We start from the raw sequence: 25,666 nt of genomic DNA on the forward strand, positions 1-25,666 counted from the left end.
GCTGCTCGGAGTGCACATCTTCGGCTCCGATGCCACCGACCTGGTGCATATCGGGCAGGCGGTGATGGGCTGCGGCGGCACCGTCGAATACCTGGTAGACGCGGTTTTCAACTATCCGACGTTCTCGGAGGCCTACAAGGTGGCCGCGCTGGATGTGATGAACAAGATCCGCGCGCTCAACCAGTTCAAGGCCTGAGGGATTTCGCGCTCGGCGAATACGCTGCGCGCCTGGAATTCGCATCCCGCCTGGGCCGTTGAGCCCGTAGGTACATTCGCCGTTTGCCTGCCGGTAAGGGACACTGGTGGGACGAGGACGCGAAGGGAGGCGTAACCATGAACAGCAATGAGGGCGCAGAGCCGCAGCCGTACAAGCCGGACCAGGACGGTCTTCGCGCAAGCGGGTCATCCAGCATGTACGAGCTGGAGTTTCCAGGCCCGCAGCTGGCATCTGCCGATGGCCGCGGCCCGGTTCTCGTGCACGCGCTGCAGGGTTTCTCCGACTCCGGCCATGCCGTGAAGTTGGCCGCAGCGCATTTGCGCAACACGCTCGAGAGCGAGTTGGTGGCCTCATTCGCGATCGATGATCTGCTGGATTACCGATCACGCCGGCCGGTGATGACGTTCAAGAGTGATCACTTCACCGAATACGCCACTCCCGAGCTCAATCTGTACGCGCTCAAGGACACCAAGGGCACGCCATTCCTGCTGTTGGCCGGGCTCGAGCCGGATCTGAAATGGGAGCGGTTCGTCAACGCCATCCGGCTGTTGGCCGACCAGCTGGGCGTGCGCAAGACCATTGGGCTGGGCGCCATTCCGATGGCAGTTCCGCATACCCGCCCGATCACCCTGACCGCGCACGGCAACGACCGTAAGACGCTCGACGAGCATCCGGGCTGGATCGACGAGGTTCAGGTACCGGGCAGCGCATCCAATCTGCTGGAATTCCGCCTGGCTCAGCACGGCCACGATGTGGTGGGCTTCGCCGTCCACGTTCCGCATTACCTGGCGCAGACCGACTACCCGGAGGCCTCGCAACGCCTTCTGGAGGAGGTGGCGCGGACCGGCGATCTGGATCTGCCGTTGCAGGAGCTCACCGAGGCGGCCGCCAAGGTGCGCAACCAGATCAACGATCAGGTGGAAGGCAGCGAGGAAGTGGCCCAGGTGGTCCAGGCACTGGAGCGCCAGTACGACGCCTTCGTCGCGGCACAGGAGAACCGCTCGTTGCTGGCACGGGATGAGGAGCTGCCTAGCGGCGACGAGTTGGCCGGCGAGTTCGAGCGATTCCTGGCCGAACAGGCCAAGTTCGGTGATGACCCGTCCGGGCAGTCGCCGGATGGCCCGATTCTCTAGCCCGGTTAAGCGCTCGCCGCGCCAAATTTGCGGCGAAGGGTGAAAATACTTCACATGAACCCTCCCCCGCGGCTGCTGCGTCCGGTGCCGGACGCCGAGCGCATCGACGGGGTCGGTGGCGACAACACCGATTCCGCCGCCGGCACACCGACGCAGCCGCGGCTGGCGTTCCGCACCATCCATGGCTATCGTCGCGCGTTCCGGATCGCCGGGTCCGGGCCGGTGCTGCTGCTCATCCACGGGATCGGCGACAACTCGGCGACATGGGACAGCGTGCACGCAAAGCTCGCCGAGCATTTCACCGTGATCGCCCCGGACCTGCTGGGGCACGGGCAGTCGGACAAACCGCGGGCCGACTACTCGGTTGCGGCCTATGCCAATGGCATGCGGGATCTGTTGGCCGTCCTGGACGTCGACAGAGTCACGGTCGTCGGACATTCGCTGGGCGGCGGCGTCGCGATGCAATTCACGTACCAGTTCCCGCACCTGGTGGAGCGACTAATCCTGGTCGCGCCGGGTGGGGTGACCAAGGACGTCAACATCGTATTGCGTTGCGCATCACTGCCGTTCATCGGAGATGCGCTGGGACTGTTGAGGTTGCCGTTGGCAATGCCCATGGTCCGGCTGACCGGTGCGGTGGCGCGGGCGACCTTCGGACGGGCGGGAATGGCTCGCGACATCCCCGACGTGCTGCGAGTTCTGGCCGACCTACCCGAACCCCGGGCCTCGGCCGCGTTCACCCGGACGCTGCGCGCCGTGGTGGACTGGCGCGGCCAGGTGGTGACCATGCTGGACCGATGTTATTTGACCGAATCTGTTCCTGTGCAGCTGATTTGGGGCAGTGACGACCTGGTTATCCCCGTCAGCCACGGGCATCTCGCCCATGCCGCGATGCCCGGCGCGACGCTCGAGATCTTCGACAAATCTGGGCATTTCCCCTTCCATGACGATCCCGAACGATTCATCGGCATCGTGCGCCAATTCATCGCATCGACAGAGCCCGGTGAATACAACGAGGACGAATTGCGCCGATTGTTGCGCACCGGGGTCACCGAACACGCCATCGGCGGGGCCGCACGCACCCGCATGGCGGTCCTCGACGCCATGGGCACCGACGAGCGCAGCGCCACATAACCTCGAGAGCTGAAGCGCCACCAAAGATTTGCCCTGTTCACGGGTACCGTCGCAGGTAGCGCATGCGGGACGTAGAGTCGAGGAATGAGCGTTGACGTCGCGGTTGTACGCGTATTCACCGACGAGACAGGCAACTTCGGCAATCCCTTGGGGATCGTCAACGGTGCCGACGTAGCGGCGCCGGATCGACAGCAGATCGCTGCCCGGTTAGGTTTCAGCGAAACAGTTTTCGTCGATCTTCCAGCCGAAGGATCCAACACCGCACATCTACGGATCTTCACTCCGGCAGCCGAGCTTCCCTTTGCCGGGCATCCGACAGTGGGGCTCGCATGGTGGCTGCGCGAACGCGGAACACCGGTCAACACCCTGCAGGTACCCGCGGGCGTGCTACCTGTGAGCTACGACGACCGCACGTGGATACAGGCCCGGTCCGATTGGGCCCCAGAGACCGATTTCCACGAAACGGACTCCCCTGCCGATGTGGAGGCCGCCGACCCCGCCGACTATGCGGACGAGCTGTTGCATTGCGTATGGGCGTGGCAGGATCGCGACGCCAGCCTGGTGCGATCACGGGTGTTCGCATCCGACCTGGGGGTCAGCGAGGACGAAGCGACTGGGTCCGTAGCGGCACGGATGACTGATTTGTTGAGCCGCGACCTGATCATCAATCAGGGCAAGGGATCGCAGATTCTCACGCAGTGGAGCCCTGAGGGCTGGGTGACGATCGGTGGCCGCGTCGTCGCCGATCAATCGCTCACATTGGATTAGCGCAACCGACACCGCGCCGGCAGGTCAGGATCCTGTCGGCGCGTCCCGATGCGCTCTCAGCGCGGCGATTTCACGTTCGAAGTCCTCGGCGGAGCTGAACCCTCGATACACCGAGGCGAAACGCAGGTATGCAACCTCGTCCAGGTCGCGCAGCGGGCCGAGTATCGCCAGGCCCACCTCATTGCTAGGGATTTCCGGGGATCCGGCAGCCCGGACGGCGTCCTCAACCTGCTGGGCCAGCAGATTCAGCGCATCGTCGTCGACATCGCGGCCCTGGCAGGCCCGGCGCACACCCTTGATGACCTTGTCGCGACTGAACGGCTCGGTGACGCCACTGCGCTTCACCACGGCCAGCACAGCGGTCTCCACGGTGGTGAAACGACGGCCACACTCCGGGCACGATCGGCGGCGCCGTATCGCCTGGCCCTCGTCCGCCTCACGGGAATCGACAACGCGCGAGTCAGGATGACGGCAGAACGGACAGTGCATTACTGCTCCTTCGCCGGTTCTGAACTCCATGTCGTTGGCCCGGGCGGGCTGACGCACCGCGCAGCGCGCCCAGACCGGTGTCGAGGATACCCGTGCTCCCGCACGCCCGAAGGTCACGTCCGTGCGCCGATCAGCCGACCGGAGAAACCAGCGTCTGACCGGCTTGCACTGTCGCCGAGTCGAGTTCATTGAGTTCACGAATCTTGGAAACCACCGCTGAGCGCGGCGCCTCCGGCGCAACACGCGAGGCCACGTCAGCCAGGGTCTCTCCAGGCGCGACCTGAACGACCGCCACACGATCCGGCACACCCGCTCCACCGACTCCTGCGGCGCTGACCTGGCCGAGCATCAACAGCCACATCGTCGCGACCGCAGCGCCCACCGCGACGACAAGGGTGGCTTTCAGGCTCACGGGGCGGCGACCATGAACTGCGGCCGAGACGCGGATACCGGTACCCCGGTACGCGACCGGCCGCCCGGCGGGCCGGCGGTAAGCGACCGTGCGCACCGGCAGTGCCCGACGCTGAGTCCGCGGATATTCCGCGCTGTACGCCCGTACTTGTGGCGCGCATTCGCGCGTCGTGTTCGCGCGGACGTGAGAACTACGTGGCGTGGCGAGAACGTTTGTGCTCATCTGCAATGCCTTCCTGTCCTGTCGATCGGTTTGCCCGTTCGCTCTTATGTTCGAATGTACTCGATCATGTGTTCGATATCCGAACATGTGATCGATTTGTAGCATTCACCACCGACAAGCGCCTCTGACCAGTGCAGATGCGCCGCTCAGCCGACCTGCCAGGCAGGATGCACGACACGCATCGAACACATGTTTGATAAATGTCGTCGACAGGTCTAGATTCGGGCCCATGAGCGATACACCCAGCAAGGGACCCGCCACCGGTTCACTGACCGAGCGCCAGCGGACCATCCTGGAGGTCATCCGCGCATCGGTGAATGAACGGGGCTACCCCCCGAGCATCCGCGAAATCGGAGACGCCGTCGGGCTCACCTCCACCTCATCGGTCGCCCATCAGCTACGCACCCTCGAACAGAAGGGATTCCTGCGGCGCGATCCCAATCGTCCGCGCGCCGTTGATGTTCGAGGACTCGAGGAAACCCGCGGCGCATCGGTCACCACCGACGTCATCGGCTCGGGCGACCTGCCGGAACCGACATTCGTGCCCGTGCTGGGGCGTATCGCGGCCGGTGGTCCCATCCTGGCCGAGGAGGCCGTCGAGGATGTGTTCCCACTCCCCCGTGAGCTCGTCGGCGAGGGCTCGTTGTTCCTGCTCAAGGTCGTCGGTGAGTCGATGGTCGACGCGGCGATCTGCGATGGCGACTGGGTGGTGGTTCGCCAGCAGAACGTCGCCGACAACGGCGATATCGTGGCGGCGATGATCGACGGCGAAGCGACCGTCAAGACATTCAAGCGGACGGCGGGTCAGGTCTGGCTGATGCCGCACAACCCGCTGTTCGAACCGATTCCCGGTAACGACGCCGCCATCCTCGGCAAGGTTGTCACCGTTATCCGGAAGATCTAGGCCTGTCCGGGCGGTGGCCCGGGCGCGGAATCATCATCCGCATGACCGTCCGAGGGCGGCAGAAATAGCTGGAAATACGCAACGTCCTGCCAGCTGCCCAGCTTGTAGCCAATCCTGCGGTAGAGCGCGACCTGCTCGAATCCCATTGCCAGGTGCAGCTTTTCGCTCGCAGCGTTGGGCACTACGACACCCGCCAGCACCGTGCGGTAACCAAGATCGCGAAGCCGGTCAAGCAATGCCGTGTACAGCTGGCGGCCCGCGCCGCGCTGGCGTCGCGCACCATCGACATACACGCTGACCTCACAGGCCCATCGGTAGGCCGAGCGTGCCTTCCAGGGCGCCGCATAGGCATACCCGAGAATTTCCCCGCCATCCTCGGCGACCAGCCAGGCGTGGCGGTGGGCCGCCGTCTGGATGCGTTCGGCAAGAACGACATCCGACGGCGGCACCTCCTCAAACGAAATAGCCGTATCGGTCACATACGGGGCATAGATCGCCGCACACGCGGCCGCGTCAGCGGCTGTGGCGTCACGAATATGCATAGGCGACTAGAGCGAACGCCCGATGATCTCCTTCATGATCTCGGTGGTTCCGCCATAGATCGTCTGGATACGGGAGTCCATGTACGCCCGGGCCACCGGGTACTCACGCATGAAGCCGTAACCACCGTGCAGCTGCAGGCAGCGGTCGATCAGGTGGACCTGCTTCTCGGTGCTGTACCACTTGGCCATCGCTGCCTGCTCAACACTCAATTCCTTCTTGTTGAGCAGCGTGATGAACTCGTCGACCATGATCCGGATCATCGTGGCATCGGTGGCGAGTTCGGCCAACACAAAGCGGCTGTTCTGGAAGCTCTTGATGGGCTTGCCAAACGCCTTACGTTCGGACGTGTACTGGATGGTCGCCTCAAGCATGGTTTCCATCGCGGCGGCCGCGACGACGGCAATCGACATGCGCTCCTGGGGCAGGTTCTGCATCAGGTAGATGAAGCCCTGGCCCTCGTCACCCAGCAGGTTGGCGGCGGGCACGCGGACATCGGTGAAGGACAGCTCGGCGGTGTCCTGTGCGTCAAGGCCCATCTTGTCGAGCTTGCGGCCGCGCTCAAAGCCCTCCATGCCGCGCTCCACGACGATGAGGCTGAAGCCCAGCGCACCCTTCTCGGGGTCGGTCTGTGCGACCACGATGACCAGATCGGCGTTGATGCCGTTGGTGATGAAGGTCTTGGACCCATTGAGAATGTAATGATCGCCGTCCTTGACGGCGCGGGTCTTGATGCCCTGCAGGTCACTACCGGTGCCCGGCTCGGTCATCGCGATTGCCGAGATCAGCTCGCCGGAACAGAATCCCGGGAACCAGCGGGCCTTCTGCTCGTCGTTGGCCAGATCCCGGAAGTACGGACCCGCGACATCGTTGTGCAAAGTGAAACCGATACCCGACTGACGAGCCTTGGTGATCTCTTCGCCGATGATGGCGTTGTAGCGGAAATCGACAAGGCCGCCGCCGCCGAACTCCTCGGGCATGTCAGTGCCCAAAAAGCCCTGCTTGCCGGCCTCGACCCACAGCGAGCGGTCGACGATCTTGTTCTCGTCCCACTCCTCCCGGTACGGCTCGGCATGCCGTTCCAGGAAGGTCTTGAACGACTCGCGGAACAGTTCGTGCTCGGGTTCGAAAATGGTGCGTTTGAACTTGACGGCGCCGGCCATGATCACCTTCCGGTTTGGGTTTACGTACTCGGCAGAATGTATACCAACCCACTGGTCGGTTGGTACTCGCCTACCTGGTTTCGACGGACAGAAAGCCTAGGCTGATCAGGGTGACCAGGCCGGCACTTTCACATACCCACTGGGGGGCATTCACGCCCGAGGTTCGTGACGGCGAAGTGATCGGCGTCACCCCCTTGGACACAGACACCGACCCTTCCCCGCTGCTGCACAACATCCCCGGCTCGATCCGGCACCGGGCTCGGGTGACGGCGCCGTCGGTCCGCCGCGGCTGGTTACGCGACGGTCCCGGCCCCAGCGCGGCGCGCGGTTCCGACGAGTACGTGGAGGTGTCTTGGGATGAGCTCACCGAACTGCTGGCCGCTGAGCTACGGCGCATCGTCGACACCCACGGCAACGAGGCCATCTACGGCGGATCGTACGGCTGGGCCAGCGCGGGGCGCTTTCACCACGCGCAGAGCCAGGTTCATCGATTCCTGAAACTCCTTGGTGGGTACACCTTTTCCCGTCACTCGTACAGCCTCGGTGCGACCGGCGTCATCATGCCGCACGTGATCGGAACCCATGACGGACTGTTCAAGAGGTCAACGTCCTGGGATGTCATCGTCGAGAACACCGATCTGCTGGTGTCATTCGGCGGAATCGCCCTGAAGAACACGGGCGTCAACCACGGCGGAACCACCGCCCACCCCGCGCGCGATGCCCTCAACCGGTTCCGCGGCCGTGGTGGACGCATCGTCTCGTTCAGTCCACTGCGCGACGATATCGACGGCGAATGCGAATGGCACGCACCAGTTCCCGGAACCGATGTCGCGGTCATGCTCGCGCTGGCACACGTGCTCGCCACCGAGGGCCTGGCGGACTTGACCTTCTTGCGCACCTATTGCACCGGTCACGAACGATTCGAGCGCTACCTACTGGGCACCGACGATGGCGTGCCCAAGAGCCCGGAATGGGCGCAGAACCTCAGCGGTCTGGACGCCGGCGGGCTGCGCAGCTTGGCGCGCCGCATGGCGGCCGGGCGCACCCTGGTGACCGTCAGCTGGTCGCTGCAACGGGTACGCCACGGCGAGCAGGCGCCATGGATGGGACTCACCTTGGCCGCGATGCTCGGTCAGATCGGCATCCCCGGAGGCGGTTTCGGACATGGCTACGGGTCGATGAACGAGCCCGGGCTGGCCCCGGTGAGTTGCCCGCTGCCGACCTTCCCGCAGGGACCCAACCCCGTCGAGACGTTCATCCCGGTGGCGGCCATCAGCGAGCTACTGCTGCGACCCGGCGAGACGTTGGCATACAACGGCCAAACACTGACCTTGCCGGATATCAGATGTGTGTACTGGGCGGGCGGAAATCCCTTCCACCACCACCAGAATCTACCCAGGCTGCGCCGTGCGCTGGCCCGCGTCGACACCGTGGTGGTGCACGATCCGGTGTGGACGGCGATGGCCAAACACGCCGACATCGTGGTGCCGTCCACCACCAGCCTGGAGCGTGACGACTTCTCCGGCAGCCGCAATGATCCGTTGCTGGTGGCGATGAAAGCTGTGGCACCGCCGTATGCCAACTCCCAGGACGATTACACGACGTTCTCGGCGCTGGCCGACCGGCTCGGGTTCGGCGCGCAGTTCACCGAAGGGCGCACCGCCTCCGAGTGGTTGCGCCACATCTACGCCGAATGGGCTGCCGCCCTGAATTTCCCGGTGCCGTCCTTCGACGAATTCTGGGACAGCGGCTCCCTGGAGTTGCCGACCGATCCCGGTTTGACCCTGCTGTCGGACTTCCGCGAGAACCCCGACGCGCACCCACTACATACCCCCAGCGGACGTATCGAGATCTTCTCGGAGACTATCGACGGGTTCGGATACGCCGACTGCGGCGGACACCCCCGCTGGTATGAGCCCACCGAATGGCTCAAGGGAAAACGGGCCGAACACTTTCCGCTGCATCTGATCGCCAACCAGCCGCGTACCCGGCTGCACAGCCAGCTCGACTTCGGCCGCACCAGCCAGGGATCGAAGGTCCAGGGACGCGAACCCTTACGTATCCACCCGGACGACGCCGCCACACGCGGTATCGCCGACGGTGACGTGGTGCGGGTATTCAACGACCGTGGCACTTGTCTGGCCGGGGCGGTTCTCGACGAGGGCCTACGTCCCCGGGTCGTGCAATTGTCCACGGGGGCCTGGTTCGACCCCATCGATCCCGCCGACCCGGATTCGCCCTGCGCGCATGGCAATCCGAATGTGCTGACCGATGACTCGGGAACCTCGTCGTTGGCGCAGGGCTGCACCGGCCAACACGTGCTGGTGCAAATCGAGCGCTTCGAGGGAACGCCGCCGCCGGTGCGGGCACACGTCCCGCCGCGGTTCGTCCCGCGCGACCAAAGCCCTTACTAACGGCCCAGGAGGACAGCCGCCAGCGCGTGCGGCACCCGGCCAACGACCCGTGTGCCATCCGCCAGGTGCTCGGTGGATTGCACTTGGCCCTCGGTATGAATTCGGGCCACCAAATCGCCACGCTCGTACGGGATCACCACATCGACGGGCACATCTCCGCGCGGCACCGCATCGGCGATGGCCTCACGCAGCGCGGCGACACCGTCTCCGGTGTGCGCCGACACGAACAACGCCTTGGGCAACGCGCGACGCAGCTGCGCCAACGCCAGATCGCCCGCCGCGTCGATCTTATTGATCACCAACAGCTCCGGCGCCGCCGAGGCATCGTGGTCCGCGACAACCTCGCCGATCACCGCGCGTACCGCCTCGATCTGTGCCAGCGGCGCCAGATCGGCGCCGTCCACCACGTGCACCAGCAGGTCCGCGTCGGCCACCTCTTCCAAGGTCGACCGGAACGCCTCCACCAGCTGGGTGGGCAGGTGTCGCACAAAGCCAACAGTGTCCGTGATGACGAATTCGCGCCCGTCGTCGAAGGTTCCGCGTCGCGTCGTCGGCTCCAGGGTGGCGAAAAGCGCGTCCTGCACCAGCACCCCGGCTCCGGTGATCGCGTTCAGCAGGCTCGACTTTCCGGCGTTGGTGTACCCGACGATCGCGACCGACGGGGTGTCGCTTTCCAGCCGGCGGCTGCGCTTGGTGTCACGCACCGTCTTCATCTCGCGGATCTCGCGCCGCAGCTTCGACATTCGCTCGCGAATCCGGCGCCGGTCGGTCTCGATCTTCGTCTCACCGGGGCCGCGGGTACCCACACCGCCGCCGGCCCCACCTGCCCGTCCGCCCGCCTGCCGGGACATCGATTCACCCCAGCCGCGCAGCCGGGGCAGCATGTACTCCATCTGCGCCAACGCCACCTGAGCCTTGCCCTCGCGGCTGGTGGCGTGTTGGGCGAAGATGTCCAGGATCAACGCGGTCCGGTCGATGACCTTGACCTTCACCGCCTTCTCCAGCGCCACCAGCTGCGCCGGGCTCAGCTCGCCGTCGCAGATGACGGTATCGGCACCGGTGGCCAACACGATCTCACGCAGCTCGATGGCCTTACCGGAGCCGATATACGTTGCCGGATCCGGCTTTTGGCGACGCTGAATCAGGCCTTCAAGCACCTCCGAACCGGCGGTTTCGGCGAGTGCGGCCAGCTCGGCCATGCTGGCATCGGCCTCCTGCGCGGTCCCATCGGTCCAGACACCTACCAGCACAACCCGTTCCAGGCGCAGCTGCCGATATTCGACCTCGGTGACATCGGCGAGTTCGGTGGATAGCCCCGCCACACGTTTGAGCGCGGCGCGGTCTTCCAGCGCAAGTTCGCCGTCGGTGGGCGTTTGGTGTGTCGTACGCATATTGGCTACCGATGCTCCCACCCCGGGCTCATCGAGCGCATCTGAATTATCCACAGGCGCCAATGCCGCCCCACCATTCGTCAGAAATATCGCCATCGGCCAGCAACATAGAAGGCCCGCGCAGGAAGCTGGATTCGTCGGTGATCGTCACCCGAACCTGCCCACCGGGGATGTTGACCACGATCTCGCCGGTCTGGTCTCCACGGTGTCGCAGTGCCGCATAGGCGGCCGCAACGGTCCCTGTTCCGCAGGAACGTGTCTCACCGACACCGCGTTCATGAACCCGCATGTGCACGGCGCCCGCCGGCCCCGCGGACGGCGCCGTCAGCACCTCGACATTGACCCCGTCGGGAAACAGCTGCTGGTCGAACGTGACCGGTGCGGCCACATCGAGCATGCGTAGCTGCTCGGTGGTCAGATCCGCATCCACGCAGGCCAGGTGCGGATTGCCCACGTCGATGGCCAAACCAGAGAATCGGCGCCCGCCGACGGTGGCTTCACCCGCACCGAATTCCTTCACCGGCCCCATGTCGACGGTGATATCGGCCGTGAGTTGGCTCCAGGAATTGATGCGCACCGGCCGCGGGCCGGCCAGCGACGCGACCACGAACTCATCGCGGTGTTCCAGTCCCACCGAACGCAGGTAATGGGCGAACACCCGCACGCCGTTTCCGCACATCTCGGCTATCGAACCGTCCGCATTGCGGTAGTCCATGAACCAGTCTTCGCTGCCTACCCCGGCAGGTTTCTCGGTCAGTACCCCGCCCTCCAGGGCGGCGCCCACGGTGGTCACGCGCAGCACGCCATCGGCGCCCAGACCGCGTTGCCGGTCACATAGCGTCTGCACAGCAGCCACCGACAGGTCACGTTTGATGTGGACATCCGGCAGCACCACGAAATCGTTCTGGGTGCCGTGGCCCTTGGTGAACTTCACGTATTCGAGGATAGGCGCCAGCGCGACTCGATTTTGCCCGCCAGCCCGCCGCTCTCCGCGGACCCGCCCGCCAGCCATGTGACGCGATGATCGCGTCCGAACCACGATCGCTGACGACGAACGTAGCGGCGGGTGCCGATGAACGTCAGTTCCCGTGCCTGCGCCAGCTCATCGGCTCCTCCCCCAGCCTCCAAAGCCGCGATGACCTGCGCGTATCCGATGGCGCGTGATGCGGTCACACCGTCACGCAACCCGACACCCAACAGATGCTCGACCTCCGCGACAAATCCCTGTTCGAACATCAGATCCGTCCGCCGTGCGATCCGTTCGTCGAGTTTCTCGGTCTCCCAATCCAATCCGACGATCAATGTGTCCCATCGCGGGGGGCCGATGGTCGGCGCCGAGGCCGCGAACGGTTGACCGGTGAGCTCGATCACCTCCAGCGCGCGCACCGTACGACGCCCATCGGTGGGCAGGATGATCGTGGCCGCTGCCGGGTCGCGCGCGGCGAGTTCGGCATGCAGCGCGGCGACACCGATCTGCGCCAGCCGTTCCTCCCAACGCGCGCGGACCTGCGCATCCGTGGCCGGAAAGGCCCAATCATCAAGCAAAGCCTGGACATACATCATGGATCCGCCGACGATCACCGGCACACGCCCCCGTGACCGGATGTCGTCGATTGTCGCGACGGCCTGTTCCTGATAGGTGGCCACGGTGGCGGTCTCGGTCACCTCGAGCACGTCGAGCATGTGGTGCGCGATGCCCCGGCGTTCGGCATCCGGCACCTTGGCCGTGCCGATATCCATGCCGCGATACAGCTGCATCGCGTCGGCGTTGACGATCTCTCCGCCCAGCCGCTCGGCCAGATCCAATGCAAGCGCCGACTTGCCGGTGGCGGTGGGACCGATGACGGCTATGGGCCGCATCACGACACCTGCCACGTGCCCGCGAAGTAACCCACCCCGTACGGAGACCCTTGGTAGAGGCAGCGGGCCTCGACGGCGTCTGACCCCACCAATCCGGTAAGCACCTGGTAGGCGGCGCTCCCGGTGATGACATCCGGTGAGTGGTGCAACACGGCCGCATCTCCCCGCGTGAGGGCGTCGACGAGGGCGAGCTGCGCCCGTTGGGCTTCGGGCCGGTAACCGCCGGGCGCCTTATCGGTGAGGGTGTTGGCGCCATCGGCGACGATGAGCACCCCCGGAGGGTTCGGCTGCGCCTCGATCTCCACGCGCAACGCCCGCCCCAGGGCGACGCCGTCACCGTGAGCGGCACCAACAAGCCGCACCTCGACCTCACCGGCTCCCGCACGCGCACGCAGCCACCCGGCGATCAGCACCGGTAACGGGAGCTCGACGGGCTCGGTAGGCGCAGCGACCGGTCCTAGTGAAACGCGCACGTCAACCCCGTATCCGGCGAGGGTGCCCAACACCTCACCGCGGTACCGGCCGGCCCCCACGCCGATCGCGATCCATCGTGTCGGCAGACTTCGCGCCGCCGTGATGGCGGCCTCACGCAGGTCAGCGGTTTCCTCGGCGGCCTCCCCGCCCAATTCGGGCACCAGCAGCGGGGTCGACGGGCAGATCGCTATCGACAGATCCACAGCCCTAGGTGGCCTTCCGAGGCGGGGGCAATGCGATATCCACCTCGGACATCGCAGCCTCCTTGCGGAATCATCTGGCATATGTTCGCCCGTGCGGCGATGACACCTGTTTGAATGAACGGTGTAGTGAGCTTAGGGCGCCGTGCTGCGCGGCAACAATTGTAGGAAGAGGTTTCGATGCCGGATCAGTCATCACAGCAAGAAAATGTCACTCCCGCCCCCCAGGCCGGAGTTACCCCCGTCCCCCGGCCGGGGCCGAAACCTCATCCGGTGCCGCGGCGTCCCGCCGCAGCGGCGCCCGCCCCCGCGGCTCATCATGTTGATCCCCACAAGTTCGGTCGGGTGGACGATGACGGCACCGTCTGGCTGATCACGAGCGCCGGCGAGCGCCAGATCGGGTCGTGGCAGGCCGGGGACGCCGCCGCGGCATATGCACATTTCGGACGCAGATTCGAAGATCTGGAGACGGAGATCCAGCTCCTGGAGCTGCGACTCGGATCGGGATCGGGTGACGCGCGCAAGATCAAAACGGCCGCCGAACACCTCGCCGAGACGCTGCCCACGGCAGCGGTGCTCGGTGACGTGGACTCCCTGTCGGCGCGGCTGTCGGCGCTGACGGAGTCCGCGGACGCTCAGGCCGCAGCGGCACGCGCGCAGCGCGACGAGGCGCGCTCGGCGAGCATTTCCCGCAAGGAGGAGCTCGCCGCCGAAGCCGAGGAACTGGCCACCAATTCCACCCAGTGGAAGGCCGCTGGTGATCGGATCCGCGTGATCCTCGACGAGTGGAAATCGATCCACGGTGTCGACCGCAAGACCGACGATGTGCTGTGGAAGCGGTACTCGACGGCGCGCGAGACGTTCAACCGCAGACGCGGAGCCCATTTCGCCGAGCTGGATCGCGAACGCGCCGGGGCTCGGGAGAAGAAGGAAGACCTCTGTAAGCAGGCCGAGGCGCTATCGGACTCCACCGATTGGGGCGCCACCGCTGCGACCTTCCGCAATCTGCTCAACGACTGGAAGGCCGCCGGGCGGGCACCCCGGGAGACCGACGACAACCTGTGGCACCGCTTCAAGGCCGCTCAGGACAAATTCTTCGCCGCCCGCAACGCCGAATCCGCCTCCCGTGACGCCGAATTCGTGGCAAACGCGGATGCCAAGCGCGCGCTGCTGGTTGAAGCGGAGAAGATCGATCCGGACACCGATGTCGACGGTGCCCGGGCGGCGCTGCGCGCTATCGGGGACAAGTGGGACGCCATCGGAAAGGTTCCGCGCGAGCAGCAGGCCGATCTGGAACGACGGCTGCGTGCAGTGGAGAAGAGGGTGCGCGAGGCCGGCGAGTCCAACTGGGGTGACCCCGAGGCCGAGGCACGTGCGGAACAGTTCCGCATTCGTGCCCGCCAGTTCGAGGAGCAGGCCGCCAAGGCAGAGGCCGCAGGCAAGACCAAGGATGCCGAGAAGGCACGGGCCAGCGCCCAGCAGTGGCAGGAATGGGCCGACGCCGCGGTGGCGGCGGTCAAGAGCCGGTCGCGCTAGCTACTCGTCCTATTTGTCCCGGTCCTCGTCGTCCTCGAAGGCGTCATCGAGGAAGCTGCGCTGATCGCGCTTGGCGGCCTCGCGCCGCTCCTGCTCGGCTGCTAGCTGCACCGCGGTACGTGACCAGACCACCCGCGCCCAGTGGAAGGTCAGCAAGATGACGGCGATCCAGGCGATCACCAGCCCGATCCCCGGGCCAGGATGCCCGGTTCCGGCGGTCTGACGCGTCCAGATCGCCAGCATGCCAATCACACTGGAGACAAACGAGCCTGCCAGTGCAATCCAGGACAGCACCCATCGGCGCGTCAGCAGTGCCAGCATGGAAAACCCGACACCGAAGATCATCGCGAGCCACACGAAAATCCGGGACGGCACCCGCACGGATTCCTGATCGGCAATCGCGCCGTTCACCAGAACGTCGAATCCTCTGGCATGACCGGTGTGTGGGAGCACGAAGGTCAGTAGCAGCGCGAAGACCAAGACCGCGACCACCATGGCGCGGGCGCCGGGATCGATTTCGCCGGCAACCTTCTTTTCGGCCGCGTCGATATCCTTTTGGAACGCCGCGAACTCGTCAGGCTCGGCGTCTTCTTTTCCCGATCCGGAGTCACTCATAGCCCGCACCCTGCAACCTCAATCTGCTCTGTCTTCGGCGCCCCGATTCCGGGCATTCCCAAGCCAATCCCCGGGGTACTGGGCTTCGTGCCCGATTCGTGTGCGTCGCCGGCACGGGTGCGCCGGTGACCGAGCACTCCCCCATCGGCGATCAGATGGTGCGGCGCGGCGCCGGTCACCTCGACGGTGATGACGTCGCCGGGACGCAGGGCCCCGTCGAGTTGTCCCTGCGGCCGGAAATGCACCAGACGGCCGTCTCGGGCTCGCCCGCTCATCCGGGCAGTCTCGCCGTCCTTGCGCCCCTCGCCGGTGGCGATCAGCACCTCGATCGTGCGACCGATCTGTTTCTGATTCTCCTCGAGCGTGATGGATTCCTGCAGCGCGATGAGTCGTTCATAGCGTTCCTGCACAACGGATTTCGGCAGCTGATCGGGCAGTTCCGCGGCCGGGGTACCCGGCCGGATCGAGTACTGGAACGTAAAGGCGCTACAGAAACGTGCCCGTCGCACAACCTCAAGGGTCTGCTGGAAGTCCTCTTCGGTCTCGCCCGGAAAGCCGACGATGATGTCGGTAGTGATGGCGGCGTCCGGCATGGCCGCGCGCACGTTGTCGATGATCGACAGAAAGCGTTCGGACCGGTAGGAACGGCGCATCGCCTTGAGGATGCGATCCGAACCGGACTGCAGCGGCATGTGCAGCTGCGGACACACGTTGGGGGTTTGTGCCATCGCCTCGATGACATCGTCGGTGAATTCGGCGGGATGCGGAGAGGTGAATCGCACGCGTTCCAGTCCCTCGATGCGACCGCAGGCACGCAATAGGTCGGCGAAAGCACCACGGTCCCGAGGAATTTCGGGATCGGCGAAGTTGATGCCGTAGGCATTCACGTTCTGCCCGAGCAGCGTCACCTCAAGCACGCCCTGGTCTACCAAAGCCTGTACTTCACCGAGGATGTCTCCCGGGCGACGGTCGATCTCCTTGCCCCGCAAGGAGGGAACGATACAGAAGGTGCAGGTGTTGTTGCAGCCCACCGAGATCGACACCCACGCCGCATAGGCCGATTCGCGGGTCGCCGGCAGCGCCGAAGGAAAGTGCTCGAGGGCCTCGACGATCTCGACCTGAGCCTCGTTGTTGTGGCGTGCGCGCTCCAACAGCGCGGGCAGCGAGCCAATGTTGTGGGTACCGAAGACGACGTCTACCCACGGCGCTTTGGCGAGCATGCCCTCGCGGTCCTTCTGCGCAAGGCATCCGCCGACCGCGATCTGCATGTTCGGGTTGGCGGCCTTGCGGGGCGCGAGGTGGCTGATGTTTCCGTACAGCTTGTTGTCGGCATTCTCACGCACCGCGCAGGTGTTGAAGATGACGATGTCGGCGTCGGTGCCATCGGCGGCCTTGACGTATCCGGCCGCATCCAGAAGGCCCGACACCCGCTCGGAGTCGTGCACGTTCATCTGACAGCCGTAGGTCCGGACCTGGTACGTCCGGACCGCCAATTGCTCGGAAGTCGCGGTACTGGTCACCGGCTTATGGTACGTGCCCGCGTTTAGGTGGTTTCCGGCGCCGATTGACGACGCTTCACGACTCCCGCTCCGGAACACGCCAGCCCTGCCACCACTCGCCGACGCTGTAGACGGCGCTGACGCTGATCCACGTCCACCAGCCGGCACCGAACCAGGCCCCGGGAAGTGTGGGTTCTACGAACAGCTCACGAAGAGCCACCAAGACAGCCACGCAGATCAGCCCAGTGACGACTACGAACGAGATATCCCGCCGGGTCCGCGGCCGCTCGAGAATCTCTGTGTCGCGCAGATGTAGCCCCGTATCGACCGTCACCTGCCCCGATGGCGTGGCCAAACGCATTAGCGAGCTGGGCAGCAAAAACAACCCGAAAACCAGCCCAAGACTCGCCACAATCCAACCCCAGTAAGTTGCCCCGTTAACGACCGCTACCGGAAAAGATGCGATGAACAGAACTGATGCCATCACCCGTGCGAATGCCTTGGTTCGCGGACCGTCGAAGGAAGACCGTCGCCGCGCCCGCATGCACCCAGTATGGCAGATGTTTGCTACAGCCGCCCACGCCGCACATCCGATCGCCCGCCGCCGAATTCGCGGCCCCATTCGTTCCGCGCTGCAGAAGTGTGAGGAACCCGTATTGTCTGACCATGCCGGTGAGTACCGACACGTCAACGAGCGGGGCTAATTCCTCCGCAACAAGCATCCCAATGATCTCTCTTGAGCATGTCGACAAGCATTTCGGCGACCTACACGTGCTCAAAGACATCACTCTCGAAATCCCACGCGGTCAGGTGGTCGTGATCCTCGGCCCCTCCGGCTCGGGCAAGTCGACTCTGTGTCGCACCATCAACCGTCTCGAACCCATCGACAGCGGCACCATCCGGATCGACGGCGACGTACTCCCCGAGGAAGGACGCGCTCTGGCGCACCTGCGCGCCGAGGTCGGGATGGTTTTCCAGTCCTTCAACCTGTTCTCACACAAAACAATCCTGGACAACGTGACGCTGGCACCGATCAAGGTGCGCAAGCACGACAAGGAAACGGCACGCAAGCGCGCGATCGAGCTGCTTGATCGTGTCGGCATCGCCAGCCAGAAAGACAAGTACCCGGCACAGCTGTCGGGCGGCCAGCAGCAGCGCGTTGCCATCGCCCGATCACTGGCCATGGGCCCCAAGGTCATGCTGTTCGACGAGCCCACCTCAGCACTCGACCCCGAGATGGTCAACGAAGTTCTCGACGTGATGGTCTCGCTGGCCAAAGAGGGCATGACGATGCTGGTGGTCACCCACGAAATGGGGTTCGCGCGCAAGGCGGCCGATCGCGTCATTTTCATGGCCGACGGGGCGATTGTCGAGGATTCCGACCCGGAGAGCTTCTTCACCAACCCGAAGTCCGAACGCGCCAAGGATTTCCTCGGAAAGATCCTCGGGCATTGATTCCTCAGGCACTGACGAGCTGTTTACGCGAAGAAGCTCGTGCACGGCGGCGACGGTGCGCTGCACTGGTGGCAGCTCTCGCCATGGTCGCCGCACTGATCAGTTCGTGCGGCAGCACCGAACCACGGCAACTGCTCGGGTCGATCCGCGGCGGCACCGTCATCCTCGGCACCAAGTTCGACCAGCCGGGCGTGGGCCTGCAACACCCCGACAAGAAGATGAGTGGCTTCGACGTCAAGATCTCCGAATACGTTGTCAACGCCGTCGCCGATGAGCTGGGCGTCAAACACCCGACCATCCGTTGGTACGAGACCCCCTCGGCACAGCGCGAGCAGCTCATCGACAACGGCACGGTGGACATGATCGCCGGGAGTTACTCGATCAACTACAGCCGAGCGCAGAAGGTCTCGTTCGCCGGCCCGTATCTCATTACCTACCAAGGGCTTCTGGTGCGCAAGGCTGATGATTCACTGACCAAGCTCGATGACCTGAACCGGGGCAAGAAACTGTGCTCGGTGTCCGGCTCGACGCCCGCGCAAAACGTCAAGAACCTGCTACCCGGTACCCAACTGCAGGAGTTCGACTCGTACTCCTCGTGTGTGGAGGCGCTGCGGCGCGGCAAGGTCGACGCGCTCACCACCGACGAGACGATCCTGGCCGGATACGCCAAGCGCTACGAGGGCGAGTTCAAGCTGATTCAGATGAACTACGAGCTGAGCAAGCCGTTGTGTATCGGGAAGCCCATGAAGGAGCGCAAGAACGGCGACCCGTTCTCCAGGGAGGTGTACGGAATCGGCCTGGCCAAGGGCGATACCGCGGCCATCGAAGCCATCGATCGCGCACTCGACAAGATGATCGCCACCGGTGTCTGGGACTCCGATCTACGGGAAGCGCTTGGCGGCAACACGATCGACGATTGGGAAAAGCGCGCCGCAAGCGGCGTCTATGGGTTGCGGCCCGACCCGTCATTGGCCGCGATCGACAAGATAGCGGGCACCAAGCCCGTCGCCGATGCGGTGTGTGAGGCCGCGTGAACGCGCTGTGGGCGAGCATGGGTCCGCAGCTGTGGCCTGCGTTCTGGACCACCCTCAAACTGACGTTCTTCTCGGCGGTAGGTGCGTTTGTCTGGGGCACAATCCTTGCGGGTCTGCGAGTCTCGCCGGCGCCAATCATGCGAACCTTCGGAACCTGGTACGTGAACCTGATCCGGAACACCCCGCTGACCCTGATCATCCTGTTCTGCTCGGTGGGGCTCTATCAGAATCTCGGAATCGCGTTGGCACCCGAGAACTCCAATTTCATCAAGAACAACAACTTCTGGTTGTCGGTCCTTGGGTTCTCTTTGTACACAGCGACTTTCGTCTGTGAGACGCTGCGCTCAGGTTTCAACACCGTCCCCCTGGGCCAGGCGGAGGCGGCCAGGTCTCTCGGGTTGTCTTTTACGCGGGTGTTGTCTCTCATCGTGTTGCCGCAGGCCATCCGATCGGTCCTGGCTCCGATGGGCAGTGTGCTGATCGCGCTCGTCAAGAACACCTCGATCGCCTCCGCGATCGGTGTCGCCGAGGCCGCCCTGTTGATGCGTTCGGAGATTGAGCTGTTCGCCGATCAGATCCTTTGGATCTTCCTCATCATCGCGGCGGGATACATGGTGATCACCTTGACGATCGGGCTGACATTCGGGTACTTCGCGAAGCGGTTGGCGGTGAAGCGATGACCGGCAGCGCCACCGTCATGTATGACGCCCCCGGACCGAAAGCACGTGCTCTCCATCGGATTATCGCCGTCGCGTTCGCCGTCGTGGTGGGCGCGGTGGCGGCGTGGATAATCTGGACTTTGGTCGCCAACGAGCAGCTCACCGCAGAAAAATGGTCACCCTTCCTGCGCCTGAACACATGGACGACATACATCCTGCCGGGCCTGTTCGGCACCATCAGCGCGGCAGCGTTGTCGATCGTCTTCGCGCTGGCGCTCGGGGCGGTGCTCGGCATCGGCCGGCTTTCCGAACACCGTGCGGTGCGCTGGATTTCCAGCGCCCTCGTGGAGTTTTTCCGCGCTATCCCCGTGCTGATATTGATGGTGTTTTCGTACTACCTGTACGGCCAGCAGGCAGTTTTCCCGTCCGAGTACCTGGCGTTCGCCGCCGTGGTGACGGGATTGTCGCTGTACAACGGTTCGGTCATCGCCGAGATCCTGCGTTCCGGTATCCAGTCGCTGCCGAAGGGACAGTCCGAGGCTGCCGTGGCGCTAGGCATGCGCAAGTCGCAGATGATGCGACTCATCCTGCTCCCCCAATCGATTGCCGCGATGCTGCCCGCGCTGATTTCGCAGATGGTCATCGCGCTGAAGGACTCAGCGCTGGGCTACGCCTTCGGCTATATCGAGGTGGTGCGCTCGGGTATCCGATCCGCGTCCTACTACGGCAACTACCTGCCGGCCCTCGTCGTGGTCGCGGTCATCATGATCGTCATCAACTTCGCGCTGTCCTCGCTGGCCACCAAGGTCGAGCGTCAGTTGCGCGAGGGCTGGAGGAAAAAGAGCCTCGGTAACGATCTGCGCCAGGATTACGGCGAGTAGTCAGCGGATCGGCAACGGCGATTCGTCGCCGTCGGGCCGCGGGCCAAAGATACGGCGTTCTGTGTCGGCGATCGGGGTGTCGTTGATGCTGGCCTCGCGCCGGGACATCAAGCCCTCCGGGGTGAATTCCCATAGCTCGTTGCCGTAACTGCGCCACCACTGTCCGGCCTCGTCGTGCCACTCGTACTGGAAGCGCACGGCCATCCGGTTCTCCCGGAATCCCCAGAGCTCCTTGCGCAAGGCATACCCGTTCTCCTTGGACCACTTTCGGGTTAGAAACGCGATAATCTCGGCGCGCCCGGTGATGAACTCGTCGCGGTTACGCCAGAGCGAATCCTCGGTATAGGCGGCCGCGACGCTCTCCGGGTCGCGAGTGTTCCACGCATTTTCGGCGGCCCGCACCTTCTGGCGGGCGGAGTCCATATCGAACGGCGGCAGCGGCGGACGTGTCATGTGTCTTCCTTGTCTACAGCGGTGGATTGGCGGGCGAGGGTTCAGCATCCCCCCACCGCAGTGGGCTGGCGTTGATGGTCTCAACAACCTGCTCGATGGTGAAGTCGACCGAGCACTGCGCTCCCGGGGCGAAAGTGCCCTCGTCCCAATTCAGGCGTGCCGTTCCGGTGAGTTGCACTGTCGATCCGTTGTGCCAGTTCGGGATCAGCAGACCGCACCGCGGATCGACATGCAGATTTCCCAATGTCATGAACATCGAGTTGCCCAGGTAATCGGGCCAGCGCAGCAGGTTGGGTGAGAGCACCTGCAGAAAACCGGGATTGCCGCCCCGATGCGATGCGTCGGCATTGCCCTCACCGTCGGCCGTGCCGATGATGAAGGTGTCCGTCGCCGACACCGTCTGCCGTTGACCGGCGCCCAGGGAACTCCCACGGCGCGTTTCACCGGGCAGTCCGGAACCGATGCCCGAGACATCGCGCCGGGCAATGTACTTGGGGCAGTTCGAATACACCTGATCGGTGGAGACGATCAGCCCTTCTCCCGTCGGCACCGCTGTGCCGTTGACACGCATCCGCCGGCGACGTTGCGGTTGCAATGCGATCATTCCGATCTTGCGTTCCGATCGCAGCGCCTCGGCCAGCGGATCACCGTGGACCGGCACGCCCTCGATCGCGATCGTTCGAGCGTCGATGGCGTGCGCGAAGCCGGGTGGACCGACAATCTGGCTCGCCCACATGCGGCCACCCTCATCCCGCGCCGAGACGAACACCAGCGGCTGGGCGGCGAGAAAGGCCGCCGCAACCTCCGGTATTTCCGCCGAAATGATCCGGCCGACGCGAATGGCGCTGTCGGACTGACCCATTCGACGCTGGACGGCAAGCTCGCCGGCGTGATAGGTCATCTCAGAAGAATCCGCATGTCGGCGCGTCGCCCGTGGGTGCCGCGTGTGGCTCAATGCCTGTGGCCGCGAATACCTCAAGACGAATCCCATCGGGATCGGTGAAGAAGATTCCGCCGGAGGACGCGCCTTCCCGGTGCGCGACGACGCCGTCGTGCATAAACACCGTCGATAGTTCCTTCAGGGTCGCTTCCACCTGTTGCACCTGCTGTACAGAATCCACTTGGAATGACAAATGATGTAAGCCTGGTATGCCCGCCGAGAATTCCCCGCTGCTCTGTTCCCACAGGGTGAGCACGGGGCCCGCTTCGAATCCGAGGAAAGCGAAGCGCTGCGCGCCGTCTGTGCTGGCGGCGAGCTGCTCGAATCCGAACGCCTTGCGATAGAACGCGACGGACCGCTGCAAATCACTGACGTTCAGCCCGACGTGACCGGTGACCACACGGGGTGCGATGGCTGTGCTCATGAACAACCCTTTCTAACCGATAAATTAGTCTTACCGGTTATACGGTAATCAGACTCGTCGACACTGTCAACCATCTATATCCTTTTATCAGTTAGAATTTCCGGTACAGGTTCACTACACAGGGAGGCGGCTAATCTCAGGCCATGTCCGATCCACGCCCCCATCTCGGCGAACCACTTGCACTGGACCTGCTGAACACCCGGTGGATGAGTGGTGATGGACCGCAGGATCTACTGTCCGACCTCGACGGTCTGCGAATCTGGTTGCACACCAACAATCTTCACGACCGATGCGCGGACGATCACCAGACACTGGAGGCCTTGCTCACCGCGCGTGACGCCATCTACCGCGCGGTAAAGAATTCTCAGATCGATGACATCAACGCCGTACTGTCGCGCGGCGCGATCCGCCGCTCACTGACCGTCGATGGGCCCGTCGACACCGCCGAGGTTCCCGAATCGCACCAGCTTGCCGGTTGGCTCGCCGCCGATAATCTGCTCACCCTGGTGTCCGAGTCCCCTGATCGAATCAAACAGTGCGCCCATCCGCAGTGCGTGTTGTTCTTCTACGACACATCCAAGAACGGCGCCCGCCGGTGGCATTCCATGGCGACCTGCGGAAACAGGGCGAAGGCCGCACGGCACTACGCCAAGAACATGTGATCAATCTTCACAGCAGCACCACAGGATAGATTCTTACTCAACTATCACAATCGAAGTATTACGTAACAGGTATCACTTCGTTACCATAGTCACCATGCGGAACATCGTATTGACCATCGGCGTGTCTGCCGTTTTCGGAGCAGCGTGCACGGGGGCAGCACTCACGGGCGCACCGGTGGCCTACGGCGCTCCCCTGAACTTCGACTGCCTGCAGGTCGCGACGCCCATCGGAATGAACCTGACCTGCGTGAACCCGACCCCATTCACCATGGATGCACATTTCAAGGGCAATTGCGGCCCGCTGCCGATGCTCAATGAGGACACCGAGATCGGCCCATTCAAGACGATCTCCCGCCAAGTACCGTGCCTGCCGGGCGTGCAGTCACCGACAGCCGAGGCGTCTATGAGTATGCGATCCACTGGCGCCGATGAAGGCGACCCACCGCCTAACCCCCCAGCCCGCCCGTTCGGTTTGTAGCGACCGCCTCAGTCATCCGACGTTGCGTCGGTCCTTTTCCGAAGCAAGCGCGTTCTTCACCACGTCATATGCCATGGACTGGCCGTATCCACGACGCGCGAGCATGGCGACCAATCGTCGCGCGGCCTTGACCCCGCCGTCGTCCAGATTTTCCGACCGGAGTTTCTTGTCCACGAGCTGTGCCGCCCGCACACGCTCGGCATCTCCATCTATCTGGGACAGCGCTGCCTCAGCGTTCTCGGCCGAGACTCCCTTGGTTCGAAGCTCTGCAGCCAAGGCGCGCTTGCCTTTTCCGGAATAGGTATGCCGGGATTGCACCCATTGGGTGGCAAAGTCGGCGTCATTGATCAGTCCGGCGGCAATCAGCCGTTCCATGATTCGATCGGAAAGGTCATCGGGGTACCCGCGCCGAGTCAACCTTTCGGTCAGCTCGGCGCGGGTACGCGCCCGACTTGTCAACAGGCGAAGGCAATATGACCACGCCTGCTCGTCCCGCGAGTCAACAGGTTCACGCGTCGGGGCTTCGGGGACCGACACGACCCGGGCTCGCAGTTCGTCTAGGAATTCTTGAGAACCCAACTCGGACAGGGGATCAGAAATCGACTGGGGCCGGGACGACTTCGTCATTGGTCAGCACCGCTCCGATACCGAGCTTTTCCTTGATCTTCTTCTCGATCTCGTTGGCCACATCAACGTTCTCCAACAAGAAGTTGCGGGCGTTCTCCTTGCCCTGGCCCAGCTGCTCACCCTCATAAGTGAACCAGGAACCGGACTTACGGATGAAGCCATGCTCCACGCCCATGTCAATGAGCGACCCTTCCTTGGAGATGCCCTTGCCGTAGAGGATGTCGAACTCGGCCTGCTTGAACGGCGGTGACACCTTGTTCTTGACGACCTTGACGCGGGTACGGTTACCCACCGCATCGGTGCCGTCCTTGAGGGTCTCGATACGGCGCACATCAAGGCGCACCGAGGAATAGAACTTCAAGGCCTTACCACCCGTGGTGGTTTCGGGCGAACCGAACATCACACCGATCTTCTCGCGCAGCTGGTTGATGAAGATCGCGGTGGTGCCCGAGTTGTTGAGGGCACCGGTCATCTTGCGCAGGGCCTGGCTCATCAGGCGGGCCTGCAGGCCGACGTGGCTATCGCCCATCTCGCCCTCGATTTCGGCGCGCGGCACCAGCGCGGCCACCGAGTCGATGACGATGAGGGAGATGGCGCCGGAGCGCACCAGCATGTCGGCAATTTCCAGCGCCTGCTCGCCGGTATCCGGCTGGGACACGAGCAACGAATCGGTATCTACACCAAGCTTCTTGGCGTATTCCGGGTCGAGTGCGTGCTCAGCGTCGATGAACGCGGCGATACCGCCGGCGGCTTGCGCGTTGGCGACGGCGTGCAGTGCCACGGTGGTCTTACCCGAGGATTCCGGGCCATAGATCTCGACCACACGGCCGCGCGGCAGACCACCGATGCCCAGCGCCACATCCAGCGCGATGGATCCGGTCGGGATCACCGAGATGGGCTGACGCACCTCGTCACCCAGCCGCATGACCGAGCCCTTACCGAAGCTCTTGTCGATTTGTGCGAGCGCGAGCTCGAGGGCCTTCTCGCGATCCGGTGCCTGCGCCATGGTGTTCTCCGTTTCGTGGTCATGTTCGAAGATCAGGTCTTCGATCGGTTGAGACAGACGCTAGGACAGAGGTCCG

28 protein-coding genes and 1 pseudogene are annotated in these 25,666 nt (G+C 64.0%); 13 read left to right on the forward strand and 16 right to left on the reverse strand.

Going from position 1 to position 25,666, the window contains the following annotated elements; genetic code table 11:
• From BKG76_RS23060 to BKG76_RS23075, 4 genes and pseudogenes are all read left to right on the forward strand, one after another.
• A pseudogene (locus tag BKG76_RS23060) lies at nucleotides 1–196 on the forward strand (Si-specific NAD(P)(+) transhydrogenase); the annotation flags it as partial.
• Nucleotides 197–333: 137 nt separating this feature from the next.
• Nucleotides 334–1,350 carry a proteasome assembly chaperone family protein gene (locus BKG76_RS23065; protein WP_070940088.1) on the forward strand — a complete coding sequence of 339 codons (1,017 nt, stop codon included), beginning with the start codon at nucleotides 334–336 and terminating at the stop codon, nucleotides 1,348–1,350.
• A 54-nt stretch (nucleotides 1,351–1,404) separates the two neighbouring features.
• A complete protein-coding gene (locus tag BKG76_RS23070) occupies nucleotides 1,405–2,484 on the forward strand; it encodes an alpha/beta fold hydrolase (protein ID WP_109420984.1) in 1,080 nt (359 codons plus the stop codon).
• Nucleotides 2,485–2,568: 84 nt separating this feature from the next.
• Nucleotides 2,569–3,252 carry a PhzF family phenazine biosynthesis protein gene (locus tag BKG76_RS23075; protein ID WP_070940089.1) on the forward strand — a complete coding sequence of 228 codons (684 nt, stop codon included), beginning with the start codon at nucleotides 2,569–2,571 and terminating at the stop codon, nucleotides 3,250–3,252.
• Nucleotides 3,253–3,276: 24 nt separating this feature from the next.
• Here the strand turns inward: BKG76_RS23075 and nrdR are convergent, their stop codons facing one another.
• Together nrdR and BKG76_RS23085 are read right to left on the reverse strand one after the other, a co-directional pair.
• Entirely contained in the window at nucleotides 3,277–3,741 is a 465-nt protein-coding gene (gene nrdR / locus BKG76_RS23080) for a transcriptional regulator NrdR (RefSeq protein WP_030093814.1), read from the reverse strand.
• 130 nt (nucleotides 3,742–3,871) lie between these two features.
• Nucleotides 3,872–4,375, reverse strand: a complete 504-nt coding sequence (locus tag BKG76_RS23085) for a LysM peptidoglycan-binding domain-containing protein (RefSeq protein WP_070940090.1) — start codon at nucleotides 4,373–4,375, stop codon at nucleotides 3,872–3,874.
• 229 nt (nucleotides 4,376–4,604) lie between these two features.
• Here BKG76_RS23085 and lexA point away from each other — a divergent pair, with 229 nt between their 5' ends.
• A complete protein-coding gene (lexA, locus tag BKG76_RS23090; protein WP_070940091.1) occupies nucleotides 4,605–5,279 on the forward strand; it encodes a transcriptional repressor LexA in 675 nt (224 codons plus the stop codon).
• Here the strand turns inward: lexA and BKG76_RS23095 are convergent.
• Nucleotides 5,276–5,821, reverse strand: a complete 546-nt coding sequence (locus BKG76_RS23095) for a GNAT family N-acetyltransferase (protein ID WP_070940092.1) — start codon at nucleotides 5,819–5,821, stop codon at nucleotides 5,276–5,278. The two genes, lexA and BKG76_RS23095, sit on opposite strands and share 4 nt — an antisense overlap.
• 6 nt (nucleotides 5,822–5,827) lie before the next feature.
• A complete protein-coding gene (locus tag BKG76_RS23100) occupies nucleotides 5,828–6,982 on the reverse strand; it encodes an acyl-CoA dehydrogenase family protein (RefSeq protein ID WP_070940249.1) in 1,155 nt (384 codons plus the stop codon).
• Between the two features lie 110 nt (nucleotides 6,983–7,092).
• Here BKG76_RS23100 and BKG76_RS23105 point away from each other — a divergent pair, with 110 nt between their 5' ends.
• On the forward strand, nucleotides 7,093–9,396 hold the full coding sequence (locus BKG76_RS23105; protein WP_070940093.1) for a molybdopterin-dependent oxidoreductase: 2,304 nt from the start codon (nucleotides 7,093–7,095) through the stop codon (nucleotides 9,394–9,396).
• Here the strand turns inward: BKG76_RS23105 and hflX are convergent.
• The 4 genes from hflX to BKG76_RS23125 are packed head-to-tail and all read right to left on the reverse strand — an operon-like array spanning nucleotide 9,393 to nucleotide 13,324.
• Nucleotides 9,393–10,787, reverse strand: coding sequence for a GTPase HflX (gene hflX / locus BKG76_RS23110; protein WP_070940250.1), 1,395 nt, complete (start codon nucleotides 10,785–10,787; stop codon nucleotides 9,393–9,395). The two genes, BKG76_RS23105 and hflX, sit on opposite strands and share 4 nt — an antisense overlap.
• Before the next feature lie 46 nt (nucleotides 10,788–10,833).
• A complete protein-coding gene (gene dapF / locus BKG76_RS23115) occupies nucleotides 10,834–11,721 on the reverse strand; it encodes a diaminopimelate epimerase (RefSeq protein WP_070940094.1) in 888 nt (295 codons plus the stop codon).
• The gene (gene miaA / locus BKG76_RS23120; protein ID WP_070940251.1) at nucleotides 11,718–12,647 is read right to left on the reverse strand and encodes a tRNA (adenosine(37)-N6)-dimethylallyltransferase MiaA; all 930 of its coding nucleotides are present in this window, start codon (nucleotides 12,645–12,647) and stop codon (nucleotides 11,718–11,720) included. The genes dapF and miaA overlap by 4 nt, the downstream gene beginning before the upstream one ends.
• A complete protein-coding gene (locus BKG76_RS23125) occupies nucleotides 12,647–13,324 on the reverse strand; it encodes a class III extradiol ring-cleavage dioxygenase family protein (protein WP_070940095.1) in 678 nt (225 codons plus the stop codon). Before BKG76_RS23125 ends, miaA begins: the two co-directional genes overlap by 1 nt.
• Nucleotides 13,325–13,594: 270 nt before the next feature.
• On the opposite strand from BKG76_RS23125, the gene BKG76_RS23130 reads away from it, so the two are divergent.
• Nucleotides 13,595–14,857 (forward strand): DUF349 domain-containing protein, encoded by a 1,263-nt coding sequence (locus BKG76_RS23130; protein ID WP_207543803.1) that lies wholly within the window; start codon nucleotides 13,595–13,597, stop codon nucleotides 14,855–14,857.
• A gap of 9 nt (nucleotides 14,858–14,866) precedes the next feature.
• Here BKG76_RS23130 and BKG76_RS23135 read toward each other — a convergent pair whose 3' ends face one another.
• Genes BKG76_RS23135 through BKG76_RS23145 form a run of 3 tightly spaced genes read right to left on the reverse strand, consistent with a single transcriptional unit; the run spans nucleotide 14,867 to nucleotide 17,458 of the window.
• Entirely contained in the window at nucleotides 14,867–15,472 is a 606-nt protein-coding gene (locus tag BKG76_RS23135; protein ID WP_070940097.1) for an Rv2732c family membrane protein, read from the reverse strand.
• Complete coding sequence (gene miaB, locus BKG76_RS23140) at nucleotides 15,469–16,992, reverse strand: tRNA (N6-isopentenyl adenosine(37)-C2)-methylthiotransferase MiaB (protein ID WP_070940098.1); 1,524 nt, start codon at nucleotides 16,990–16,992, stop codon at nucleotides 15,469–15,471. Before miaB ends, BKG76_RS23135 begins: the two co-directional genes overlap by 4 nt.
• 55 nt (nucleotides 16,993–17,047) lie before the next feature.
• Nucleotides 17,048–17,458: a hypothetical protein gene (locus BKG76_RS23145; protein ID WP_070940099.1), complete on the reverse strand. Its 411-nt coding sequence runs from the start codon at nucleotides 17,456–17,458 to the stop codon at nucleotides 17,048–17,050.
• Nucleotides 17,459–17,697: 239 nt separating this feature from the next.
• On the opposite strand from BKG76_RS23145, the gene gluA reads away from it, so the two are divergent.
• The 4 genes from gluA to BKG76_RS23170 all read left to right on the forward strand — a co-directional run bounded on the left by gluA (nucleotide 17,698) and on the right by BKG76_RS23170 (nucleotide 21,000).
• Nucleotides 17,698–18,426 (forward strand): glutamate ABC transporter ATP-binding protein GluA, encoded by a 729-nt coding sequence (gene gluA / locus BKG76_RS23155; protein WP_070940101.1) that lies wholly within the window; start codon nucleotides 17,698–17,700, stop codon nucleotides 18,424–18,426.
• A gap of 83 nt (nucleotides 18,427–18,509) precedes the next feature.
• Entirely contained in the window at nucleotides 18,510–19,460 is a 951-nt protein-coding gene (locus BKG76_RS23160; RefSeq protein WP_236737639.1) for a glutamate ABC transporter substrate-binding protein, read from the forward strand.
• Nucleotides 19,457–20,140 (forward strand): amino acid ABC transporter permease, encoded by a 684-nt coding sequence (locus tag BKG76_RS23165; protein WP_070940103.1) that lies wholly within the window; start codon nucleotides 19,457–19,459, stop codon nucleotides 20,138–20,140. The genes BKG76_RS23160 and BKG76_RS23165 overlap by 4 nt, the downstream gene beginning before the upstream one ends.
• On the forward strand, nucleotides 20,137–21,000 hold the full coding sequence (locus BKG76_RS23170; RefSeq protein ID WP_070940104.1) for an amino acid ABC transporter permease: 864 nt from the start codon (nucleotides 20,137–20,139) through the stop codon (nucleotides 20,998–21,000). The genes BKG76_RS23165 and BKG76_RS23170 overlap by 4 nt, the downstream gene beginning before the upstream one ends.
• Here BKG76_RS23170 and BKG76_RS23175 read toward each other — a convergent pair whose 3' ends face one another.
• The 3 genes from BKG76_RS23175 to BKG76_RS23185 are packed head-to-tail and all read right to left on the reverse strand — an operon-like array spanning nucleotide 21,001 to nucleotide 22,817.
• On the reverse strand, nucleotides 21,001–21,453 hold the full coding sequence (locus BKG76_RS23175; RefSeq protein WP_070940105.1) for a nuclear transport factor 2 family protein: 453 nt from the start codon (nucleotides 21,451–21,453) through the stop codon (nucleotides 21,001–21,003).
• A gap of 13 nt (nucleotides 21,454–21,466) precedes the next feature.
• Nucleotides 21,467–22,354 (reverse strand): pyridoxamine 5'-phosphate oxidase family protein, encoded by an 888-nt coding sequence (locus BKG76_RS23180; protein WP_070940106.1) that lies wholly within the window; start codon nucleotides 22,352–22,354, stop codon nucleotides 21,467–21,469.
• A gap of 1 nt (nucleotide 22,355) precedes the next feature.
• A complete protein-coding gene (locus BKG76_RS23185) occupies nucleotides 22,356–22,817 on the reverse strand; it encodes a VOC family protein (RefSeq protein WP_070940107.1) in 462 nt (153 codons plus the stop codon).
• A gap of 143 nt (nucleotides 22,818–22,960) precedes the next feature.
• Between BKG76_RS23185 and BKG76_RS23190 the strand changes: the two genes are divergently transcribed.
• Both BKG76_RS23190 and BKG76_RS23195 read left to right on the forward strand, forming a co-directional pair.
• On the forward strand, nucleotides 22,961–23,479 hold the full coding sequence (locus BKG76_RS23190) for a CGNR zinc finger domain-containing protein (protein WP_070940108.1): 519 nt from the start codon (nucleotides 22,961–22,963) through the stop codon (nucleotides 23,477–23,479).
• A gap of 94 nt (nucleotides 23,480–23,573) precedes the next feature.
• Complete coding sequence (locus BKG76_RS23195; protein WP_070940109.1) at nucleotides 23,574–23,957, forward strand: hypothetical protein; 384 nt, start codon at nucleotides 23,574–23,576, stop codon at nucleotides 23,955–23,957.
• Nucleotides 23,958–23,969: 12 nt separating this feature from the next.
• Here BKG76_RS23195 and recX read toward each other — a convergent pair whose 3' ends face one another.
• Nucleotides 23,970–24,584: a recombination regulator RecX gene (recX, locus tag BKG76_RS24675; RefSeq protein WP_083338208.1), complete on the reverse strand. Its 615-nt coding sequence runs from the start codon at nucleotides 24,582–24,584 to the stop codon at nucleotides 23,970–23,972.
• Nucleotides 24,550–25,590 carry a recombinase RecA gene (gene recA / locus BKG76_RS23205; protein ID WP_070940111.1) on the reverse strand — a complete coding sequence of 347 codons (1,041 nt, stop codon included), beginning with the start codon at nucleotides 25,588–25,590 and terminating at the stop codon, nucleotides 24,550–24,552. Before recA ends, recX begins: the two co-directional genes overlap by 35 nt.
• Between the last annotated feature and the right edge of the window lie 76 nt (nucleotides 25,591–25,666).

It is taken from the genome of Mycobacteroides franklinii, from assembly GCF_001853795.1.
In the GTDB taxonomy this organism is placed as follows: Bacteria; Actinomycetota; Actinomycetes; order Mycobacteriales; family Mycobacteriaceae; genus Mycobacterium; species Mycobacterium franklinii.

Coding starts and splice junctions, on each gene's coding strand:
- BKG76_RS23065 (WP_070940088.1), top strand. CDS start 334: ATGAACAGCAATGAGGGCGCAGAGCCGCAGCCGTACAAGCCGGACCAG.
- BKG76_RS23070 (WP_109420984.1), top strand. CDS start 1,405: ATGAACCCTCCCCCGCGGCTGCTGCGTCCGGTGCCGGACGCCGAGCGC.
- BKG76_RS23075 (WP_070940089.1), top strand. CDS start 2,569: ATGAGCGTTGACGTCGCGGTTGTACGCGTATTCACCGACGAGACAGGC.
- nrdR (WP_030093814.1), bottom strand. CDS start 3,741: ATGCACTGTCCGTTCTGCCGTCATCCTGACTCGCGCGTTGTCGATTCC.
- BKG76_RS23085 (WP_070940090.1), bottom strand. CDS start 4,375: ATGAGCACAAACGTTCTCGCCACGCCACGTAGTTCTCACGTCCGCGCG.
- lexA (WP_070940091.1), top strand. CDS start 4,605: ATGAGCGATACACCCAGCAAGGGACCCGCCACCGGTTCACTGACCGAG.
- BKG76_RS23095 (WP_070940092.1), bottom strand. CDS start 5,821: ATGCATATTCGTGACGCCACAGCCGCTGACGCGGCCGCGTGTGCGGCG.
- BKG76_RS23100 (WP_070940249.1), bottom strand. CDS start 6,982: ATGGCCGGCGCCGTCAAGTTCAAACGCACCATTTTCGAACCCGAGCAC.
- hflX (WP_070940250.1), bottom strand. CDS start 10,787: ATGCGTACGACACACCAAACGCCCACCGACGGCGAACTTGCGCTGGAA.
- miaA (WP_070940251.1), bottom strand. CDS start 12,647: ATGCGGCCCATAGCCGTCATCGGTCCCACCGCCACCGGCAAGTCGGCG.
- BKG76_RS23135 (WP_070940097.1), bottom strand. CDS start 15,472: ATGAGTGACTCCGGATCGGGAAAAGAAGACGCCGAGCCTGACGAGTTC.
- gluA (WP_070940101.1), top strand. CDS start 17,698: ATGATCTCTCTTGAGCATGTCGACAAGCATTTCGGCGACCTACACGTG.
- BKG76_RS23160 (WP_236737639.1), top strand. CDS start 18,510: ATGGTCGCCGCACTGATCAGTTCGTGCGGCAGCACCGAACCACGGCAA.
- BKG76_RS23170 (WP_070940104.1), top strand. CDS start 20,137: ATGACCGGCAGCGCCACCGTCATGTATGACGCCCCCGGACCGAAAGCA.
- BKG76_RS23175 (WP_070940105.1), bottom strand. CDS start 21,453: ATGACACGTCCGCCGCTGCCGCCGTTCGATATGGACTCCGCCCGCCAG.
- BKG76_RS23180 (WP_070940106.1), bottom strand. CDS start 22,354: ATGACCTATCACGCCGGCGAGCTTGCCGTCCAGCGTCGAATGGGTCAG.
- BKG76_RS23185 (WP_070940107.1), bottom strand. CDS start 22,817: ATGAGCACAGCCATCGCACCCCGTGTGGTCACCGGTCACGTCGGGCTG.
- BKG76_RS23190 (WP_070940108.1), top strand. CDS start 22,961: ATGTCCGATCCACGCCCCCATCTCGGCGAACCACTTGCACTGGACCTG.
- BKG76_RS23195 (WP_070940109.1), top strand. CDS start 23,574: ATGCGGAACATCGTATTGACCATCGGCGTGTCTGCCGTTTTCGGAGCA.
- recX (WP_083338208.1), bottom strand. CDS start 24,584: ATGACGAAGTCGTCCCGGCCCCAGTCGATTTCTGATCCCCTGTCCGAG.
- recA (WP_070940111.1), bottom strand. CDS start 25,590: ATGGCGCAGGCACCGGATCGCGAGAAGGCCCTCGAGCTCGCGCTCGCA.